General features: G+C 68.2%; 19 protein-coding genes. 12 read left to right on the top strand and 7 right to left on the bottom strand.

Features of this window, described 5'->3' with window-relative positions; genetic code table 11:
• Positions 1 to 221: 221 nt before the first annotated feature.
• Genes D5S18_RS16485 through ilvC form a run of 3 tightly spaced genes read left to right on the top strand, consistent with a single transcriptional unit; the run spans position 222 to position 3,715 of the window.
• Entirely contained in the window at positions 222 to 2,153 is a 1,932-nt protein-coding gene (locus D5S18_RS16485) for an acetolactate synthase large subunit (protein ID WP_120041868.1), read from the top strand.
• A complete protein-coding gene (ilvN, locus tag D5S18_RS16480) occupies positions 2,153 to 2,656 on the top strand; it encodes an acetolactate synthase small subunit (RefSeq protein ID WP_120041867.1) in 504 nt (167 codons plus the stop codon). The genes D5S18_RS16485 and ilvN overlap by 1 nt, the downstream gene beginning before the upstream one ends.
• Positions 2,657 to 2,713: 57 nt before the next feature.
• The gene (gene ilvC / locus D5S18_RS16475; protein ID WP_203236794.1) at positions 2,714 to 3,715 is read left to right on the top strand and encodes a ketol-acid reductoisomerase; all 1,002 of its coding nucleotides are present in this window, start codon (positions 2,714 to 2,716) and stop codon (positions 3,713 to 3,715) included.
• A 57-nt stretch (positions 3,716 to 3,772) separates the two neighbouring features.
• Here the strand turns inward: ilvC and D5S18_RS16470 are convergent, their stop codons facing one another.
• The gene (locus tag D5S18_RS16470) at positions 3,773 to 5,215 is read right to left on the bottom strand and encodes an FAD-dependent monooxygenase (protein WP_120041865.1); all 1,443 of its coding nucleotides are present in this window, start codon (positions 5,213 to 5,215) and stop codon (positions 3,773 to 3,775) included.
• Between the two features lie 79 nt (positions 5,216 to 5,294).
• Between D5S18_RS16470 and D5S18_RS16465 the strand changes: the two genes are divergently transcribed.
• Positions 5,295 to 5,753, top strand: a complete 459-nt coding sequence (locus tag D5S18_RS16465; protein ID WP_120041864.1) for a MarR family winged helix-turn-helix transcriptional regulator — start codon at positions 5,295 to 5,297, stop codon at positions 5,751 to 5,753.
• Between the two features lie 46 nt (positions 5,754 to 5,799).
• On the opposite strand, the gene D5S18_RS16460 is transcribed toward D5S18_RS16465, so the two are convergent.
• The 4 genes from D5S18_RS16460 to D5S18_RS16445 form a co-directional block, all read right to left on the bottom strand.
• Positions 5,800 to 6,120: a hypothetical protein gene (locus D5S18_RS16460; protein WP_147403971.1), complete on the bottom strand. Its 321-nt coding sequence runs from the start codon at positions 6,118 to 6,120 to the stop codon at positions 5,800 to 5,802.
• A 172-nt stretch (positions 6,121 to 6,292) separates the two neighbouring features.
• On the bottom strand, positions 6,293 to 6,538 hold the full coding sequence (locus D5S18_RS36595) for a hypothetical protein (protein ID WP_439651147.1): 246 nt from the start codon (positions 6,536 to 6,538) through the stop codon (positions 6,293 to 6,295).
• 307 nt (positions 6,539 to 6,845) lie between these two features.
• Positions 6,846 to 7,178, bottom strand: coding sequence for a hypothetical protein (locus tag D5S18_RS16450; RefSeq protein WP_120041861.1), 333 nt, complete (start codon positions 7,176 to 7,178; stop codon positions 6,846 to 6,848).
• Between the two features lie 255 nt (positions 7,179 to 7,433).
• The gene (locus D5S18_RS16445; protein WP_203236764.1) at positions 7,434 to 8,033 is read right to left on the bottom strand and encodes a TetR/AcrR family transcriptional regulator; all 600 of its coding nucleotides are present in this window, start codon (positions 8,031 to 8,033) and stop codon (positions 7,434 to 7,436) included.
• Between the two features lie 85 nt (positions 8,034 to 8,118).
• On the opposite strand from D5S18_RS16445, the gene D5S18_RS16440 reads away from it, so the two are divergent.
• Both D5S18_RS16440 and D5S18_RS16435 read left to right on the top strand, forming a co-directional pair.
• Positions 8,119 to 8,577 (top strand): nitroreductase/quinone reductase family protein, encoded by a 459-nt coding sequence (locus D5S18_RS16440; protein ID WP_158607885.1) that lies wholly within the window; start codon positions 8,119 to 8,121, stop codon positions 8,575 to 8,577.
• Between the two features lie 26 nt (positions 8,578 to 8,603).
• Positions 8,604 to 9,692, top strand: coding sequence for a DNA cytosine methyltransferase (locus tag D5S18_RS16435; protein WP_120041858.1), 1,089 nt, complete (start codon positions 8,604 to 8,606; stop codon positions 9,690 to 9,692).
• Between the two features lie 112 nt (positions 9,693 to 9,804).
• On the opposite strand, the gene D5S18_RS16430 is transcribed toward D5S18_RS16435, so the two are convergent.
• Complete coding sequence (locus D5S18_RS16430; RefSeq protein WP_120041857.1) at positions 9,805 to 10,824, bottom strand: Gfo/Idh/MocA family protein; 1,020 nt, start codon at positions 10,822 to 10,824, stop codon at positions 9,805 to 9,807.
• 7 nt (positions 10,825 to 10,831) lie between these two features.
• Positions 10,832 to 11,875: a LacI family DNA-binding transcriptional regulator gene (locus D5S18_RS16425; protein ID WP_120041856.1), complete on the bottom strand. Its 1,044-nt coding sequence runs from the start codon at positions 11,873 to 11,875 to the stop codon at positions 10,832 to 10,834.
• Between the two features lie 248 nt (positions 11,876 to 12,123).
• On the opposite strand from D5S18_RS16425, the gene D5S18_RS16420 reads away from it, so the two are divergent.
• From D5S18_RS16420 to D5S18_RS16395, 6 genes are read left to right on the top strand one after another with little or no spacing between them, the layout of a single operon-like run.
• Positions 12,124 to 13,005 (top strand): TIM barrel protein, encoded by an 882-nt coding sequence (locus tag D5S18_RS16420; RefSeq protein ID WP_120041854.1) that lies wholly within the window; start codon positions 12,124 to 12,126, stop codon positions 13,003 to 13,005.
• A 16-nt stretch (positions 13,006 to 13,021) separates the two neighbouring features.
• Positions 13,022 to 14,017 carry a sugar ABC transporter substrate-binding protein gene (locus D5S18_RS16415; protein ID WP_120041852.1) on the top strand — a complete coding sequence of 332 codons (996 nt, stop codon included), beginning with the start codon at positions 13,022 to 13,024 and terminating at the stop codon, positions 14,015 to 14,017.
• Positions 14,014 to 15,018, top strand: coding sequence for an ABC transporter permease (locus D5S18_RS16410; RefSeq protein ID WP_120041850.1), 1,005 nt, complete (start codon positions 14,014 to 14,016; stop codon positions 15,016 to 15,018). Before D5S18_RS16415 ends, D5S18_RS16410 begins: the two co-directional genes overlap by 4 nt.
• Positions 15,015 to 15,797 carry an ATP-binding cassette domain-containing protein gene (locus tag D5S18_RS16405; protein WP_120041848.1) on the top strand — a complete coding sequence of 261 codons (783 nt, stop codon included), beginning with the start codon at positions 15,015 to 15,017 and terminating at the stop codon, positions 15,795 to 15,797. The genes D5S18_RS16410 and D5S18_RS16405 overlap by 4 nt, the downstream gene beginning before the upstream one ends.
• A gap of 41 nt (positions 15,798 to 15,838) precedes the next feature.
• Complete coding sequence (gene iolC, locus D5S18_RS16400) at positions 15,839 to 16,837, top strand: 5-dehydro-2-deoxygluconokinase (RefSeq protein ID WP_203236793.1); 999 nt, start codon at positions 15,839 to 15,841, stop codon at positions 16,835 to 16,837.
• On the top strand, positions 16,828 to 17,721 hold the full coding sequence (locus D5S18_RS16395) for a Cgl0159 family (beta/alpha)8-fold protein (protein ID WP_120042193.1): 894 nt from the start codon (positions 16,828 to 16,830) through the stop codon (positions 17,719 to 17,721). Before iolC ends, D5S18_RS16395 begins: the two co-directional genes overlap by 10 nt.
• Positions 17,722 to 17,741: the final 20 nt, after the last annotated feature.

The raw sequence follows: 17,741 nt of genomic DNA, 5'->3' as shown, positions 1-17,741 counted from the left end.
AATCGAATCGAGCTTCTCGTAATTAGCCGGCGCGTCCAGCGTTGAGCCAGACTTTCTAGTCGATTACGTCAGCTCGCGTTGCGACGCGCCACCCTCGAACAGCATCCGCTGGTCGGGGGCTTTTTTATGTTCGGAGTACGCTTCGGCTGGGCGCGGCGCAAGACACCGCATGTCACGCAACGATCCGGGGTCGGACCGACAAGCAGTTAGGAAACGAGACGGTGAGCGCACCAACCGCCCGGCCAGGGCCCTCGGCCCGCAGGCCGGCGCCCACGGCCACTCAGCAGGCCGCACAACCCGCCGCGACGACCGCCAACCGCCGCCAGCTCCCGCCCGAGCGGGTCACCGGCGCGCAATCGGTGATCCGTTCGCTCGAGGAACTCGGCGTCGATACGGTGTTCGGCATTCCCGGCGGCGCGATCCTTCCGGTCTACGATCCGCTCTTCGATTCGGTCAAGGTGCGCCACGTACTGGTCCGGCACGAACAGGGCGCGGGTCACGCGGCCACCGGTTACGCCCAGGCCACCGGCAAGGTCGGCGTGTGCATGGCCACCTCCGGTCCCGGCGCGACCAACCTGGTCACCCCGATCGCGGACGCGCAGATGGATTCGGTGCCGATCGTCGCCATCACCGGCCAGGTCGGGCGCGGCCTCATCGGCACCGACGCCTTCCAGGAGGCCGATATCTCCGGCATCACCATGCCGGTCACCAAGCACAACTTCCTCATCACCGAGCCCGTCGATATCCCGCGCATCCTGGCCGAGGCGTTCTATCTGGCCGCCTCCGGTCGTCCCGGCGCGGTCCTGGTCGACATCCCGAAGGATGTGCTCCAGGCGCAGACCACCTTCACCTGGCCGCCGGAAATGCGCCTGCCCGGCTACCGGCCGGTCACCAAACCGCACGGCAAGCAGGTGCGCGAGGCCGCCAGGATGATCCTGGAGGCCAAGGCCCCGGTGCTGTACGTCGGCGGCGGCGTGATCAAGGCCGACGCCGCCCCGGAGCTGCTGGAACTGGCCGAACTCACCGGCATCCCGGTGGTCACCACGCTGATGGCGCGCGGCGCGTTCCCGGACAGCCACCACCTGAACATGGGTATGCCCGGTATGCACGGCACCGTGGGAGCCGTCGCCGCCCTGCAGAAGTCCGATCTGCTCATCACGCTGGGTGCGCGCTTCGATGACCGGGTCACCGGCCAGCTCGATTCGTTCGCACCTGCGGCCAGGGTGATCCACGCCGATATCGATCCGGCCGAGATCGGCAAGAACCGTCACGCGGATGTCCCGATCGTGGGCGACTGCCGCGAGGTCATCGCCGAACTGATCGAGACGCTGAAGGCCGACCCGTCCGCGAAGCAGCGTCCGCTGTTGGAGCTCGCCGAGTGGTGGGAGTACCTCGACGGCGTGCGCTCCCAGTACCCCTTGGGCTGGACTCAGCCGAAGGATGGGTCGCTGTCCCCGGAGTTCGTCATCGAGGCGCTGGGCCGCCTGGCCGGACCCGACGCCATCTACTGCGCGGGTGTCGGCCAGCACCAGATGTGGGCCGCGCAGTTCATCAAGTACGAGAAGCCGCGCACCTGGCTGAACTCCGGTGGCCTCGGCACCATGGGCTACTCGGTCCCGGCCGCCATGGGCGCGAAGATGGGCTGCCCCGACAAAGAGGTGTGGGCGGTCGACGGCGACGGCTGCTTCCAGATGACCAATCAGGAATTGGCCACCTGCGCCGTCGAGGGCGTCCCGATCAAGGTCGCCCTGATCAACAACGGCAATCTCGGCATGGTGCGCCAGTGGCAGACCCTGTTCTACGAGCAGCGCTACTCCAACACCGATCTGGGCACCCACACCCTGCGCATCCCGGATTTCGTGAAACTCGCCGAGGCGCTCGGCTGCCACGGCATCCGGGTCGAACGCGAGCAGGACGTGGAGGCCGCCATCCGCGAGGCCCAGTCCATCAACGACCGCCCCGTGGTGATCGATTTCATCGTCGGCAAGGACGCCCAGGTGTGGCCGATGGTCGCCTCGGGCACCAGCAATGACGAGATCATGGCCGCGCGCGGCATTCGCCCGCTGTTCGACGAGGACGAGTCGGCGGCCGAGCCCGCGGTCATCCATGAGGCCCTCTCGCACGACCACAAGAACAAGGGGACCGAGGACTGATGTCGAGCACCCATACCCTGAGCGTGCTGGTCGAGGACAAGCCCGGCGTCCTCGCGCGGGTGGCGAGCCTGTTCTCCCGGCGCGGCTTCAATATCGAATCCCTGGCGGTCGGCGGCACCGAGGTGCCGGAGATCTCCCGGATGACCATCGTGGTCACCGTCGAGGATCTGCCGCTGGAACAGGTCACCAAGCAGCTCAACAAGCTGGTCAATGTGATCAAGATCGTCGAGCAGGACGCCGACGCGTCGGTGGCCCGCGAATTGATCCTGGTGAAGGTGCGCGCCGACGCGGGCGTGCGGACCCAGGTGATCGAGGCGGTTACGCTCTTCCGGGCGAAGGTGATCGACGTCTCACCGGACGCGCTCACCGTGGAGGCGACCGGAACCCGGTCCAAACTCGACGCATTGCTGCGCATGCTCGAACCGTTTGGCATTCGCGAAATCGTGCAGTCCGGTGTCGTCGCGGTCGGTCGCGGACCCAAGTCCATCACCGCCACGCGCTGAACCGCACCCGACCCAAGTAAGAAGAATCAGAAGGGATCCCACCAAGTGGCAGTCGAGATGTTCTACGACGACGACGCCGACCTGTCGATCATCCAGGGCCGCAAGGTCGCGGTGATCGGCTACGGCAGCCAGGGCCACGCGCATTCGCTGAGCCTGCGCGACTCCGGTGTCGAGGTCCGAGTCGGCCTCGCGGAGGGTTCGAAGTCGCGTCCCAAGGCCGAGGAGGCCGGACTCACCGTCGGCACCCCCGCCGAGGTGTCGGCCTGGGCCGAGGTGATCATGGTGCTCGCGCCCGATACCGCGCAGGCCGCGATCTTCACCAACGACATCGAGCCGAACCTGAACGACGGCGACGCGCTGTTCTTCGGCCACGGCCTCAATATCCACTTCGGCCTGATCAAGGCCCCCGCCAACATCACCGTCGGCATGGTCGCGCCGAAGGGGCCGGGTCACCTGGTGCGCCGCCAGTTCGTCGACGGCAAGGGCGTGCCCTCGCTGATCGCGATCGATCAGGACCCGAAGGGCGAGGGTCAGGCGCTGGCGCTGTCCTACGCCAAGGGCATCGGCGGCACCCGCGCGGGCGTCATCAAGACCACCTTCAAGGAAGAGACCGAGACGGACCTGTTCGGTGAGCAGGCCGTGCTCTGCGGCGGCGCCGAGGAACTGATCAAGACCGGTTTCGACGTCATGGTCGAGGCGGGCTACGCCCCGGAGATGGCCTACTTCGAGGTGCTGCACGAGCTCAAGCTGATCGTGGACCTCATGTACGAGGGCGGTATCGCCCGGATGAACTACTCGGTGTCCGACACCGCCGAGTTCGGCGGTTACCTGTCGGGTCCGCGCGTCATCGACGCCGACACCAAGCAGCGCATGCGCGACATCCTCACCGACATCCAGGACGGTACTTTCGTCAAGCGCCTGGTGGCCAATGTCGAGGGCGGCAACAAGGAGCTCGAGGCGCTGCGCAAGCAGAATGCCGAGCACCCGATCGAGGTCACCGGCGCGAAGCTGCGCGGCCTGATGAGCTGGGTGGATCGCCCGATCACCGAAACCGCCTGATACGCGGCTGATTGCGCGACGACCCGTCGGGAGCTTCTCCCGGCGGGTCGTCGCTTTTCAGTGCCAGTACGGGCGGTAGTGCTCCAGGTCCGCAGGTTCGGTGGTGCGGGTCGCGAGGTGGCCGTCGGGGCGGATGAGGATCAGCTCGTCGGGTGTCGGGTGGTAGGCGCCGCGAAGGAAGTCGGCGTTCGGGGGGATCCGGTGCACCTGGACGGCCGATGCGGCTCGGAATGGGGTGTGCCCGAAATCGAGGATCGTCCAGTGGGTTCCGCGTTGGAGATCGAAGAGTGTTGTGTCGAGGATCGGTGCGTCCGGGGCTCGGTCGCCGGGGCGTGGACCCGGTGCCTGGTCGGTCTTCGCGGTGAGCGGGCTGTCCGGGTAGGCGATGGTGAGGCCGGTGGTGAAGTCGTCGGTCAATCCGCGCTGGGCGGTCGAGCCGTCGGCGGCGGACATGATGTGGCGCAGCTTGGCGGTGGAGTCGTCGAGCACCGCTCGGGCAACTGGAATGCGTTCTGTCCCATAGGTTTCCAGGAGGTCGTCCGGAGCTCCCGCGAGGACGGCGGCGAGTTTCCAACCGAGGTTGTAGGCATCCTGGATGCCGGTATTCATACCTTGGCCGCCGCCGGGGGAGTGGACGTGCGCGGCATCGCCCGCCAAGAGGACTCGGCGGTCGCGGTACCGGTCCACCATGGCGACATTGATTCGGTAGAGCGACAGCCAGGTCGGGTCGGTGAGGGTGACACCGTCGAGTCCTGTTCGCTCGGTGAAGATTCGGCGGTACAGCTCGAGCGACGGTGTGCGCTCCGGTTCGTCGGCCGCGATGGCGGCCTGGAACTGCCAGACTCCCAAGTGCGGCAGGGGAAATAGCGACAGGATGCCGTCGTTCATCCAGAGATGCTGTCTACCGGGTTCGAGGCCGTCGATGCGGAGATCGCCGAGATACCAGCGGTTTTGCGGATACGCGGCGCCCGTCATGGTGAATCCGGCGAGTCGGCGAATCGCGCTGCGTCCGCCGTCGCAACCGACGACGTAGCGGGCGGTGATCGCGGTCCCACCCGCGAGTGTCACTGTGACATTTTCTGGCTTCTGGTGCAGTGCAACGACTTCGGAGTCGAATTGGATTTCGCCGCCCCACTCTCGGAGTCTGTCGCGCAGTGCCGACTCGACATGTGGTTGAGCGACCCAGACGGGAGCTGGATGGGGCGTGGTGGGTGATGGGGGCACTCCGATGGCCGCTTCCAGGGCCTCGGAGATCACGCGGTCCTTGTCGTAATGCCTTGTGGGAACGTGGATCGTGCCGTGCTCGCGGATGTTCGCGGCTATGCCCAGGTCGTCGGAGATCTCGAGTGAGCGGGGTTGGATGAGTTTGGCGCGGGAGGTCGAATTGTGGTGGGGGAGTTGGTCTATCACGCGGTGGTCGATGCCGCGCCGGGCGAGTTCGCAGGCCAGGGTGAGTCCGGTGGGGCCTGCTCCGACTATGAGGACATCGGTGCGGTTCATTCAATTACCTAACTTAGGTATGCTTTCGGTGACCGCAGAGACTGTATACCTAACTTAGGTATCTAAACAAGGAGGGTCGATGACCGAACCCGATGACATCGACACCGGCCTGTTCCCAAGACTCTTCCAACTGGCCAACGTCTTCAACCGAGGTCGGCTCTACGACACCATCATGGGAACCACCGGGCTGACCATGGAGCGTCCCGCCATGACCATCCTGATCATTCTCGATGGGGCCGACGGTGCGCTGCGGGTCGGGGAGATCGCCACGCAGATGCAGGTCGAGGGGCCGCACGCGACCCGTCACCTCAACGCGCTCGAGGGACGCGGGTTGGTGCGGCGAGTGGTGGACGACGGCGATCGCCGAGCCAGGCGGGTCGCGCTGACCCCGGCGGGCCAGGAACTGGTCGACCGCTACACCGCCGCCGTCCGGGTGTGGTTCGAGGGGGCGCTGGCAGGCTGGACGACTGCGGAACGGCAGCAGTTGACGAGTCTGCTCGGTCGAATGGTGAACGATATCAACGGATATCGCGGCTGACCGGTGCGCGCCGACCGGCCGATGCGGGTCGGCGCACGCGCGGACCCTAGTGGTTGTGGTAGTTCGGGACGAGCGAATTCGGCCCGATTACCGGGTTGCCGCCACCGGTCGGCGGGTTGATCACGCTACCGGGGTTCGACGGGCTCTGGTCGAAATGGGTGGCCGCGCACCACTCCTGGAAGTCCCTGTCGCCCTGGCGCTCCGGCTTGTCGCAGTTGGCGTAGTCGGAGTAGTCGTACATGCGCAGGTCGGTCTGCGCGACCCGCACGGACGGCGCGGCCGAGGCGGGGACGGCCATCGCGGCCAGTGGGGCCGCGACGATCGCGCCCGCGATCGCGAATCTGGTCAACATCGATGTCGGGAACACGTCGATCCTTTCGAATTCCGCGCGGGCGTCGTGCCCGCACGTCGTACTCGGTTGTCCCACCGGCCGAATGACGGTGTGACAGAGTCGATTATCGATCGGAGTCCGCATCGACCCGCCGCGAGGTGTCGTATTGGGCACTCGGGCGTGTCGGAGGCGGCGACATGGGTCCGCGTCAGTGCGGGTGCATCGGATTGTTGGGATTCATCGGGCTGTTCGGATTGGCCGGGTTGTTCGGGCTGTTCGGGTTCGCCGGATTGTTGGGGTTGAGGGGGCTGGCCGGGTTGTTCGGGTTGTTGAGGTTGTTCGGATTATTCGGATTCAGTGGGCTGTTCGGGTTATTGGGGTTGGACGGGTCGTTCCAGGAGTCCTTCGGGTGTGTCGGGCTGAGCGGGTTGGCCGGGTTGTTGGCCCAGCGGATGGCCGCGCACCAATTCTGGAAGTCCGTGTCGTCCCTGCGTTCCGGCTTCGCGCAGTCGGCGAAGTTGTAGTCCCGTGGGTCGGTGACGCTCACCCGCGCGGGGGGCGTCGCGAAGGCCGGGACGGCCAGCGCGGTCAGCGGGGCGGCAACGATCGCGCCCGCGATGGCGATTCTGGTCAGCGCGGCCGCCGGTCTATTCGTGGAGAACACTTCGATCCTTCCGTATTTCACGTGGTATTCGGTTGTCTCGCCCCTCGGACGCCACAGGCCCGGCGCGCCGAGCGACACCGGGCCTGCCTGCGTATCGCTAGCTGCTGCCGAAGGATCCGCGCGGCATGAAGCCGCCGTGGAAGAAGCCCCAGAACGGGTCGTTGCGGTGGCGCCAGTTGTAGTCGTTGTCGCGCCAGTCGTCCTGCCAACCGCGCCAGTCGCGGTCGTTGTCATTGCAGTTCCAATTGGGGAACGGACCGAAATCGTCGCAGTCGCGCCAGTGGTGCCTGATCTCGGTGGCGGTGGGCGCGGCCGCCTCGGCGGAGGCCGGAATGGCCAGGGCGCCGAGCGGAATGGCGACCAGTGCGCCCGCGACGGCGACGCGGGCCAGTGTCCGGCGCAGACCGCCGGACCGGGTGATGGAGAACAACGTGAATCCTTTCCTCGATGGTGGGCCTGCGCCCACCAACCCGCGGTGCTGTACTTGTCCTGGCGTTGAGCCGGACATGTCGTCGTCTTCCAGGCCCCGACCCGATTCTCCGACGAAGCACCGACGACACGCTTACACTCTTGCCCAACCCGACCGCTCCCGTCCATGGCTGTGAGCCCGTCAGTGGGAACTTCACTCCGGCGCACTAGGGGATATCCCTGAGTCGGTGGGAAATGCGAGTCTGCCGCGAAACCCCTATCGCTTTGGGAAAACTGGAATCAGGGCGTCGACGAGGGCATCGGCCGATGGCAGCGTCGCGAGCGCGGCGGGCGGGCTCAGATGCCGCTGCAATGCCCGCTGATGCGCGGCCCCCACCAGCAGCAATGCCAACGCCCGCAGGTCGATCCGGTCCGCTCCGGGCACCGCCCCGAGGCGCGCCACGACCACGTCGAGGGCGCGATGCGGTCCGAGATCCGAATCACGTCCGCGCTCCAAGAATTTCGCGCGCAGTCCGCTATCGGATTGAATCGCGGCGATCACCGGGATCGCGCTGTGGAAGAACTGCTCGAGCGTCATGACCACTTCGACCAGGTCCGCGCGCAACTCACCGTGTCCCGGCGAATCGAGCAGCGCCTCCTTGAGCGGTCGCACGTGCTGGGCGATCACCGCCTGCAACAGTCCGACCCGGTCCCCGAAGTGATAGAAGATGCTGGATTCGGCGACGCCCGCACCGGCGGCGACCTCCTTGGTGGACAGTCGGGCCACCCCGGATTCCACCAGAATCCGCTGCGCCGCCGCGATCACTGCCTCCCGCACACCTGTGGCAGGCCTACCGCGCGCCCGTTTCTCGGCCATCGCACCTCCTCCTCTTGCAGTATGCCCGACGGAGCCGTATTTTCTGAGTAATAACTCAGTAATTTTGGTCCGCGAAGGAGTCGCCATGACCGCCACCGTTCGACCTCCCCAGTCCCCCATACAGCGCGCGGGGGATCGATTCGTTCGCGCGGTCCTGCGGTCGCCCGTGCATCGGATACTCAGCGGGAAATTGCTGATCATCACGGTGGTCGGTCGAAAGACCGGCCGTGAATACAGCTATCCCGTCGGGTACGCCGAACACGACGGCCACCTGCTCATCGGCACCGCCGCTCGCTGGCGGCGCAATGTGCGTCCGCCCGCGCCGGTGCGAATCCTGCTGTGCGGCACCGAGATCGAGGCCGATGCGGAGATCGTCTCGGAGGCGGCGGGGCTGCGCGAGCTGTATCCGGTGATCCTGCGGCGCAATCCGATCCACGGCCGTTTCGCGGGTATCGGCCTCGAATCGGATGGGCGCGTCAATGAGGACGATCTGCGGCGCGCCATGGCGGGCGGGGTCGCGGTGGTGCGCCTGCGTCCGCGCTGAACGGTCGGCTGCCTACGATGGCTGCCATGGCAACGATGATCGATCTCTTCGCCGGTTGTGGCGGCATGACCAGCGGATTCGTCGCCGAGGGGTTCCGGCCCGAACTGGCGGTGGAGTTCGATCTCGCCGCGGCGGCCACCTACGCCGCGAATTTCGGCGCGCACCACATGCTCTGGCGCGATATCGCGGCGGTGTCCGAACGCGAGGTGCCGCCAGTGGATGTGGTGATCGGCGGTCCCCCGTGCCAGGGGTTCTCCAACCTGGGCTCGAAGAATATCGGCGATCCGCGCAACCGGCTCTGGCGCGAATACGTGCGGATCGTCCAGCGGGCGAAGCCGGCGGTCTTCGTCATCGAGAATGTGGACCGCTTCCTGCGCGCGGGCGAGTTCGCGCTGCTGCTCGAGGAGGCGAACAGCGGTGCGCTGCGCGAGTACGAACTGACCTACGCCGTGCTCAACGCGGCGGATTACGGTGTCGCCCAACGCCGTAGACGCACGATCGTGCTCGGTTCGCGCGTGGGCCGCATCGAGATGCCACCCGCGACGCATTCGCGCGACGGCGCGCGAGCGGGCACCCGACCGTGGGTCGGCACCGAGGCGAGGATCGGCACGCTGCCCGAACGGCCGGTGTCGACGGTGTTGCCCGACGCCACGGTCGAATTCTTCGACCGGACGCTTCCCGGCATCTTCAAGGGCCTGGAAATCCATTTGGGCCGAACACCGACCGCGCTGTCCCTGGAACGCTACGACCACATCCCGCCCGGCGGCGGCCGATTCGACCTCCCGAATCATCTGCTGCCGCGCTGCTGGCGCGAGAAGTCCACCGGCACCACCGATGTCATGGGCCGGATGCGGTGGACCATGCCCTCCCACACGATTCGGACCGAATTCTTCAAACCGGAGAAGGGCGCGTATCTGCATCCGCAGTGGGATGCCGAGGGGCGGCATCGGGTCAACCGGCCCATCACACATCTGGAAGCGTCGCGCCTACAGGACTTTCCGGAGGACTACCTCTGGTGCGGCACGAAGGTGCAGATCGCCAAGCAGATCGGCAATGCGGTGCCGGTGGGTCTGGCGCGGGCCATCGCCGCGCACCTCGCGCCGTACCTGCGCTGAGATATCGGCCTCGGGACGAATTCTGCGTCGAGCGCAGCGATGCGGAGCGGGCCGGGAGCTGAAAGCCGCTGTCGCCGGCGGGTATTGGGTAGTCCACCGGCGACCTATCGGATCAGCGCACGACTTCGGCCACCGCGACGGGGCGGTGCGCGGCGCGGGAGCGCTCGCACGCCTCCGCGATATAGAAGGCTGCCAGTGCGTCGGCCGGGGTGCACGGGTTGTCGATCTCGCCGCGCAGGACCGCGAGGAAGGTGGCGAGCTCCTCGGTGTAGGCGGCGCGGAAACGCTCCATGAAACCCGGATAGGCGGGTGCGGCCGCGGCCGGATATCCGGGTTCGACCGAACGCAGCGGCGCGCGCTCATCAAGTCCGACAATGGCGTTGGCGCGCGAACCCAGCGCCTCGAGGCGCACGTCGTAGCCCGCGCCGTTGTAGCGGGTGAGCGAGACCGTGGCCAGGGTGCCGTCGTCGAGGGTGAGTACGGCGGCGGCGGTGTCGACATCGCCCGCCGCGGCGAATATCTCCGCGCCGCGATTGGCTCCGGTCGCGTAGACCCGCACCACCTCGCGCCCGGTGACCCAGCGGATGATGTCGAAATCGTGGACGCCGCAATCGCGGAAGATGCCGCCGGAGCGCGGAATGTATTCGGCGGGCGGCGGGGCGGGATCGAGGGTGGTGGCGCGCACCGTGTGCAACCAACCCAGTTCGCCCGCGGCGACGGCGGCGCGGGCGGCGCGATAGCCCGCGTCGAAGCGGCGCTGGAATCCGATCTGCACCGGCACCCGCGATGCGCCGATATGGTCGAGCACCGCCAGCGTCCCCGCGATATCGGCGGCGACCGGCTTCTCGCAGAACACCGGAATGCCGAGATCGACGGCCCTGGTGATGAGTTCGGGATGGGAGTCGGTCGCGGTGGTGATGACCAACCCGTCGAGGTCGGCCGCGAAGAGGGCGTCGACATCGGGCACGAACTCGACCCCGAGTTTGGCGGCGGCGGCCCTGGCGCGCTCCGGATCGGCGTCGGCGACGAGCACCGAACCGACTCCTGGCAGTGTGCGCAGGGTTTCGGCGTGTGCGGTCCCGATCCGGCCGGTGCCTGCCAGTCCGATGGTGCGGGCGGGTTCGGAGGTCATCGGCTCCCTACCTTTCTTCGTGGGTTGCCTGGAATGGGTGCGGCGGCGTGGTGCGCGGCGGCGCGGTGGTCGAGCGCACGACGAGAGATGGCCGCAGCCGGTGGCGCACCGCCGCGGTGCGGCCCTCCCGCATGCGCTCGGTGAGCGCCTCGACCGCCAAGCGCCCCATTTGGTTTCGGGGCTGGTCGATAGTGGTCAGGGCGATATGGCGCAGCGCGGCCAGCGAGGTGTTGTCGTAGCCGACGACCGAGACGTCCTCGGGGACGCGGAGTCCGGCCTCCTGCAGGCCGGACATCGCGCCGACGGCGTTGAAGTCGTTGCCGCAGACCAGGGCGGTGGGGAAATCGCCGTGGGAGAACAGGTTCAGCAGGCGGCGCACCGCGGACATGCCCGCGGCGTCGGTGTGTTCGCTGCCGAGGACCATCGGTTCGAGGCCGTGGCGCGCCATGGCGGCGCGGTAGCCCTTGCGTCGCGCGGCGGAGGTGAACGCGCCGCCGCCGTCCAAATGCACGATGCGCCGATGACCCAGTGCGACAAGGTGATCCACGGCCAGCGCGGCGCCGGTCTCGCCGTCGTCGTTGACCGTGTCCACCTCGGGGGCGGTGGACACGCGCGAGACCAGCACCGTCGGACACTGCTCGGCCGCCTCGCGGATGCGTCCCTGCGGCAGCACCGGCGAGAGCAGGATGATGCCGCCGGGGCGGAAGGAGAGCAGCCGGTCCAGGGCCGCGATCTCCCTGGCGCCCTTGCGGCGTCCGGTATTGAGGATGAGTTCGAGGCCCGCCTTCTGCGCGGCCGAATCCATGCCCTCGACCAGATCGGCGAAGTAGGTATTCCGTAGATCCGACACCAGCACCCCGACCAACGGGGAGGTGCGGCTGGCCAGTGAGCGGGCCAGGAAATCCGGCTGGTAGCCGAGCGCTGCCGCGGCGGCGAGCACCGCTTGGCGGCGATGCTCGCTCACCTTGGGCGAATCCCGCATGACCAGGGACACCAGCGCGCGCGACACCCCTGCTCTGGCGGCGACATCATCCATGGTGGGTCGCGCCATGTCGCCTCCGTTCCGCCGCATCGCCGCTGTCCGTGACGGAGGTTACAAGATTCCCGGCCGTCGATCAATAGAGCGCTCTAATCCGACATTCGCCATCGTCCGCAGACCGGCCCTGTGCCGTGAAAGGTGAGATAACCCGAGGTAGAGCCGCATTCGGTGATCGAATGTCGACCCTTGACACGGTGTGGTCTGCGTTACATAGTTGGAGCGCTCCAAACGAGTGCTCATTCTGAAGGCCGGAGAATCCGATGACCGAACCTCCCACCGCGCCGCGCCTGGCGGCCGCGCCGATCTCCTGGGGTGTCTGCGAGGTCCCCGGCTGGGGTCGCGTCCTCGACGCGCGCACCGTCCTGTCGGCCATGTCCACCCTCGGCCTCACCGCCACCGAACTCGGCCCGCCCGGCTACCTCCCGGCCGATCCGCACGAATTGCGCACGCTCCTCAAGGAATTCGGCCTCGACCTGGTCGGCGGCTTCCTCGCCCTCGCCCTGCACCGCGACCCGGATGCGGCGCGCGCCGAGGCCGAGCGCGCGGCCGCGCTGCTGGCCGCCTCGGGCGCGGAGGTCCTGGTGCTGGCCGCCGCCACCGGGCTCGAAGGCTATGACGCACGCGAGGATCTCACGGCGGCGCAATGGCGCACCCTGGTCGAAACCGCCTCGGCCATCCGCGAACTCGCCGCGGACCACGGCCTGCGCACCGTTGTGCATCCACACGTGGGCACCCAGATCGAATCCGAGGCGCAGGTCGAGCGCTTCCTCGCCGATTCCGATCTCGACCTGTGCCTGGACACCGGCCACCTGCTCATCGGCGGCGTCGACCCGGTGGCCCTCGCGCGCAGCTATGCCGCACGGATCGGCCACGTCCACCTCAAGGACGTCCGCGCCGAACTCGCCGCCCTCGTCCGTGCCGGCGAGGTGGGGTACAGCCGGGCCGTGCGGGACGGTCTCTACGTGCCGCTCGGCGCGGGCGATGTCGATATCGCCGCCATCGTGCGCGACTTGCGGGCCGCCGGATATCGCGGCTGGTACGTCATCGAACAGGATGCCGCGCTGTCCGCCGAGGATTCCGCCGAGCGCCCTACCCTCGATGCCGAGCGCAGCCTGCGCCACCTCGCCTCGATCCGAATCTAGTTGGGAAGTGATGACAATGAGGTCGATCCGATCGTGCGCCGGATGGTGGCGGGCACTGCTGCCCGCCGTCGCGGCCGCCGCCGTGCTCACCGCGTGCAGCGGCCCGAGCGCGGAGAATCCGGCCGCGCCGGGTCCGGCGCCCGCCGCCGCGGGCGCCCTGGGTTCGGTCGCGGTGGTGACGCACGGCAGCGCGGGCGACGCGTTCTGGAATGTCGTCAAGAACGGTGCCCAACAGGCCGGTAAGGATTTGGGTGTCCGGGTGGACTACCAGTCCACCGGCGATCCGGGCCAGCAGGCCAAACTCATCGACAACGCGGTGGCGCAGAAGGTCGACGGCCTGGTGGTCTCGATGGCCAATCCGGAGGCGCTGCGCCCCTCGATCGAGAAGGCCGTCGCCGCGGGGATTCCCGTGGTGACCATCAACTCGGGTGAGGAGCAGAGCGCCAAATTCGGCGCGATCGGTCATATCGGCCAGAGCGAGGTCCTCGCGGGCAGGCTCGCGGGCAAGCGCCTGGCCGAGGCCAGGAAGTCCAAGATGCTGTGCGTCATCCACGAGGCGGGCAATATCGGCGCGAACCAGCGGTGTGAGGGCGCGACACAGGGTTTCGGGTCGGCCACCACCCTGCAGGTCGATATCAACAACCCCACCGACGCACAGTCCAGGATCAAGGGCGCGCTCGAGGCCGACCGCAGCATCGACGCGGTCCTGACCCTCAACTCCCAGGTCGCCGCGCGCGCGGTCGATGCGGCCAAGGAGTCCGCCTCCGCCGCCACGGTGGCCACCTTCGACCTGAATTCCGATGTGGTCGAGGCGATTCGGACGGGCAAACTGCTCTTCGCCATCGACCAGCAGCAGTACGAGCAGGGCTACCTGCCGATCACCCTGCTGAAGTTGTACCGGGCCAATGCCAATACCGTCGGCGGCGGCGCGCCCGTGCAGACCGGCCCGGCCTTCGTGGACAAGACGAATGTGGATGCCGTCGCCGCGCTGGTGGCCAAGGGCACCCGGTGAGTCCGACGCTGTGGCAGCGGCTGTCGGTGCGGCCGGAGATCGGCGCGGCCCTGGGCGCGCTGCTGGTCTTCGCCTTCTTCTCCCTCGGCACCGATCGCTTCCTGAGCTCGCTCGGCATCGCGACCTGGCTCGATGACGCCTCCACCCTCGGCATCATGGCGGTGGCCGTGGCGCTGCTCATGATCGGCGGCGAATTCGATCTGTCGGCGGGGGTCATGACGGCCTCCACCGCGCTGGTGACGGCGCTGCTGTCGGTGCACGCGGGCTGGAATGTCTGGGCGGCGCTGCTGGTTTCGCTGGTGCTCGCCTTGGCGGTCGGCGCGTTCAACGGCTGGGTGGTGATGCGCACCGGACTGCCCAGTTTCATCGTCACCCTCGGCACCTTCCTCGCCCTGCAGGGTCTGAATCTCGGCGTGACGCGTCTGGTGACCAACACCGTCCAGGTGTCGGGTGTGCGCGGCGCGCCGGGATACGCCTCGGCGGGTGCGGTATTCGCCTCCACCATCGATCTGGGTGCCGTCCGGTTCCAAGCCTCGGTGCTGTGGTGGCTGCTGCTGACCGCCGTCGCCGCGATCGTGTTGACGCGCACCACATTCGGCAACTGGATCTTCGCGGTGGGTGGGGCGCTGGCCAGCGCCCGCGCCGTCGGGGTGCCCGCAGTGCGCACCAAGATCGTGCTGTTCATGGGCACGGCGTTCGCGGGCTGGGTGGTCGGCTCCTGCAATATCCTGCGCTTCTCCAGCGTGCAGGCCAATCAGGGCGTCGGACTCGAACTGCATTTCATCATCGCGGCCGTGGTCGGCGGCTGCCTGCTGACGGGCGGATTCGGTTCGGCCATCGGCGCGGCGATCGGCGCGCTCATCTTCGGTATGGCGCGGCAGGGCATTGTCTTCGCCCGCTGGGACAGCGACTGGTTCATGCTGTTCCTCGGCGTGCTGCTGCTGGCCGCGGTGCTGGTGAACAACAGATTCCAGAAGCGAGCCGAAAGGGTGCGCCGATGACGCCGCTGATGCAGGCCGAGGGTATCGGCAAGAGCTACGGCGGTGTCGTCGCGCTGAGCGAGGTGTCGACGGTGGTCAACGCGGGTGAGGTCACCTGCGTGCTCGGCGACAACGGCGCGGGCAAGTCCACACTGATCAAGATCCTCTCCGGTGTGCACCGGCACGATCGGGGCGTGTTGCGCGTCGGCGGCGCGGAGGTCGAATTCGCCTCGCCGCGCGCGGCGCTGGACCGGGGCATCGCCACGGTCTACCAGGATCTGGCGGTGGTGCCGCTGATGAGCGTGTGGCGCAATTTCGTCCTCGGCTCCGAACCCACGATCGGCTACGGCCCCTTTCGGCTGCTCGATCGGCGCGGCGCCCGCGAGATCGCTCGAAAAGGGTTGCTGGATATGGGGATCGAGATCCGCGATCTGGAACAACCGGTCGGCACCCTGTCGGGTGGGCAGCGGCAGTGCGTGGCCATCGCGCGCGCGGTGCACTACGGCGCGAAGGTGCTGATCCTGGACGAGCCCACCGCGGCCCTGGGGGTGAAGCAGGCGGGTGTGGTGCTGCGCTACGTGGTCCAGGCCAGGGATCGGGGCCTCGGGGTCGTGCTCATCACGCACAACCCGCACCACGCCTACCCGGTCGGCGACAGATTCCTGTTGCTCAAGCGCGGAACGGTGCTCGGCGCGTACGAGAAGTCGGAGATCGATGTCGCCGAACTCACCAAGCAGATGGCGGGCGGCGCCGAATTGGACGCGCTCCAGCACGAATTGGCGCGGGTGATCGAGTCGTGAAAAGCACGGGGAAGGTAACCACCGGCCTGGACGCAGCAACCATTGGCCCGGAGGCGGTAACCATCGGCCTGGAGGCGTTGACCATCGGCCGCGTCGGGGTCGACCTGTATCCCGAGCAGTCCGGGGTGCCCTTGGCGCGGGTGCGGACCTTCGCCAAATCGCTGGGCGGCACCGCCACGAATGTGGCGGTGGCCGCCGCGCGCCTCGGCCGCCGCAGCGCGGTGCTCACCAAGGTCGGCCCCGACGGTTTCGGCGAGTACGTGCGCGCGGCGCTGGCCGAGTTCGGTGTCTCGCCCGAATTCGTCGGCACCGCACCGGATTTGCAGACGCCGGTGGTGTTCTGCGCATTGCATCCGCCCGCCGACCCGCCGCTGCTGTTCTACCGTGCCCCACTGGCACCGGACCTGGCCCTCACGCCCGCGGATGTGCCGTGGGAGGTGGTGGATACCGTGCCGCTGCTGTGGGTCACCGGCACCGGGATGAGCGCCGAACCCAGCCGAAGCACCCAGCGCGCGGTGCTCACCCGCCGCGCCCGCCGCGGCCACACCGTGCTCGACCTGGACTACCGCCCGATGTTCTGGCCCGATGCCGCGACCGCCCGCACCGAGATCTCCTGGATGCTCGACCATGTCACCGCCGTCGTCGGCAATCGCGCCGAGATGCGGGTGGCCCTGGGTGTCGAGGATCCGGAGGCCGCCGCCGACAGGCTGCTCGCGCGCGGGGTGCGGCTGGCCGTGATCAAACGCGGCGCCGAGGGGGTGCTCATCGCCACCGAGGACGGCCGGTGGTCGGTGCCGCCGTGTCCGGTCGAAGTGGTCTGCGGACTCGGCGCGGGCGACGGATTCGGCGGGGCCATGATCCACGGCCTGCTCGCAGGCTGGGATCCGCCGCGCCTGGCCGCCTACGCCAATGCCGCGGGCGCGTTGGTCGCCGCGCGGTTGGCCTGCGCCGATGCCATGCCGACCCATGACGAGATCGAGGAATTGCGGTGCGGTCCCCTCGGATCCGCCGCGACCAGGAGGACCAGCCCGTGTACCTGACCGACGAGCGTTGGCGCGAACTGCTGCGCACCCGCGCGACCGACCCGGCCGCCGTCGAACGCGCCTACGCCGCGCGGGTGCGGCGCAGCCATCTCCTCTCGCATCGGGACACCCTGTTCCTGATCGCCGCCGACCATCCGGCCCGCGGCGCCCTGGGTGTCGGCGCGGACCGCACCGCCATGGCCGACCGGCGCAATCTGCTCGAACGCCTGCTGATCGCGCTGGCCCATCCCGAGGTCGACGGTGTGCTCGGCTCGCCCGATGTGGTGGAGGAGCTACTGCTGCTCGGCGCGCTCGAGGACAAGGTGGTCATCGGCTCGATGAATCGCGGCGGTCTGGCGGGCGCGGAGTGGGAGATCGATGACCGCTTCACCGGCTACGACGCCGACGCCCTGGCCCGCTTCCGGCTCGACGGCGGCAAAATGCTGCTGCGCCTCGATGATTCGGACGCGGGCACCATTCCCACCCTGCACGCCTGCGCCCGAGCCGTCGCGGATCTGGCGTCCAGGGAACTGATGGCGATGGTGGAGCCGCTGCCCTACCAGCGCGACCCGTCCGGCCGCCTGGTGATGAGTCGCGATGCCGCCGCGCTCTCGCGCGCCATCACCGTCGCCTCCGGTCTCGGGGTCACCTCGGCCTACACCTGGTTGAAAATCCCGGCCCCGCAGGATATCTCGGTCCTGGACGCCACGACGCTGCCGGTCGTGGTGCTCGGTGGCGCGCCCTCGGGCGACCCATCGGCGGATTTGGCGTCCTGGGGTGGGGCACTGCGCCACGATGTCGTGCGCGGCCTCGTGGTCGGCCGCACCCTGCTCTACCCGCCCGACGGCGATGTCGCGGCCGCGGTCGACGCCGCGGCCCGGTTGCTGCGCGAGGCCCGATGATCCGGCTCGAGGAGGGGGAA

This window comes from Nocardia panacis (assembly GCF_003598715.1).
Classification (GTDB): Bacteria; Actinomycetota; Actinomycetes; order Mycobacteriales; family Mycobacteriaceae; genus Nocardia; species Nocardia panacis.
Note: the sequence above shows the minus strand (reverse complement) of the source record. Positions and strands in the feature narration are given on the sequence as shown.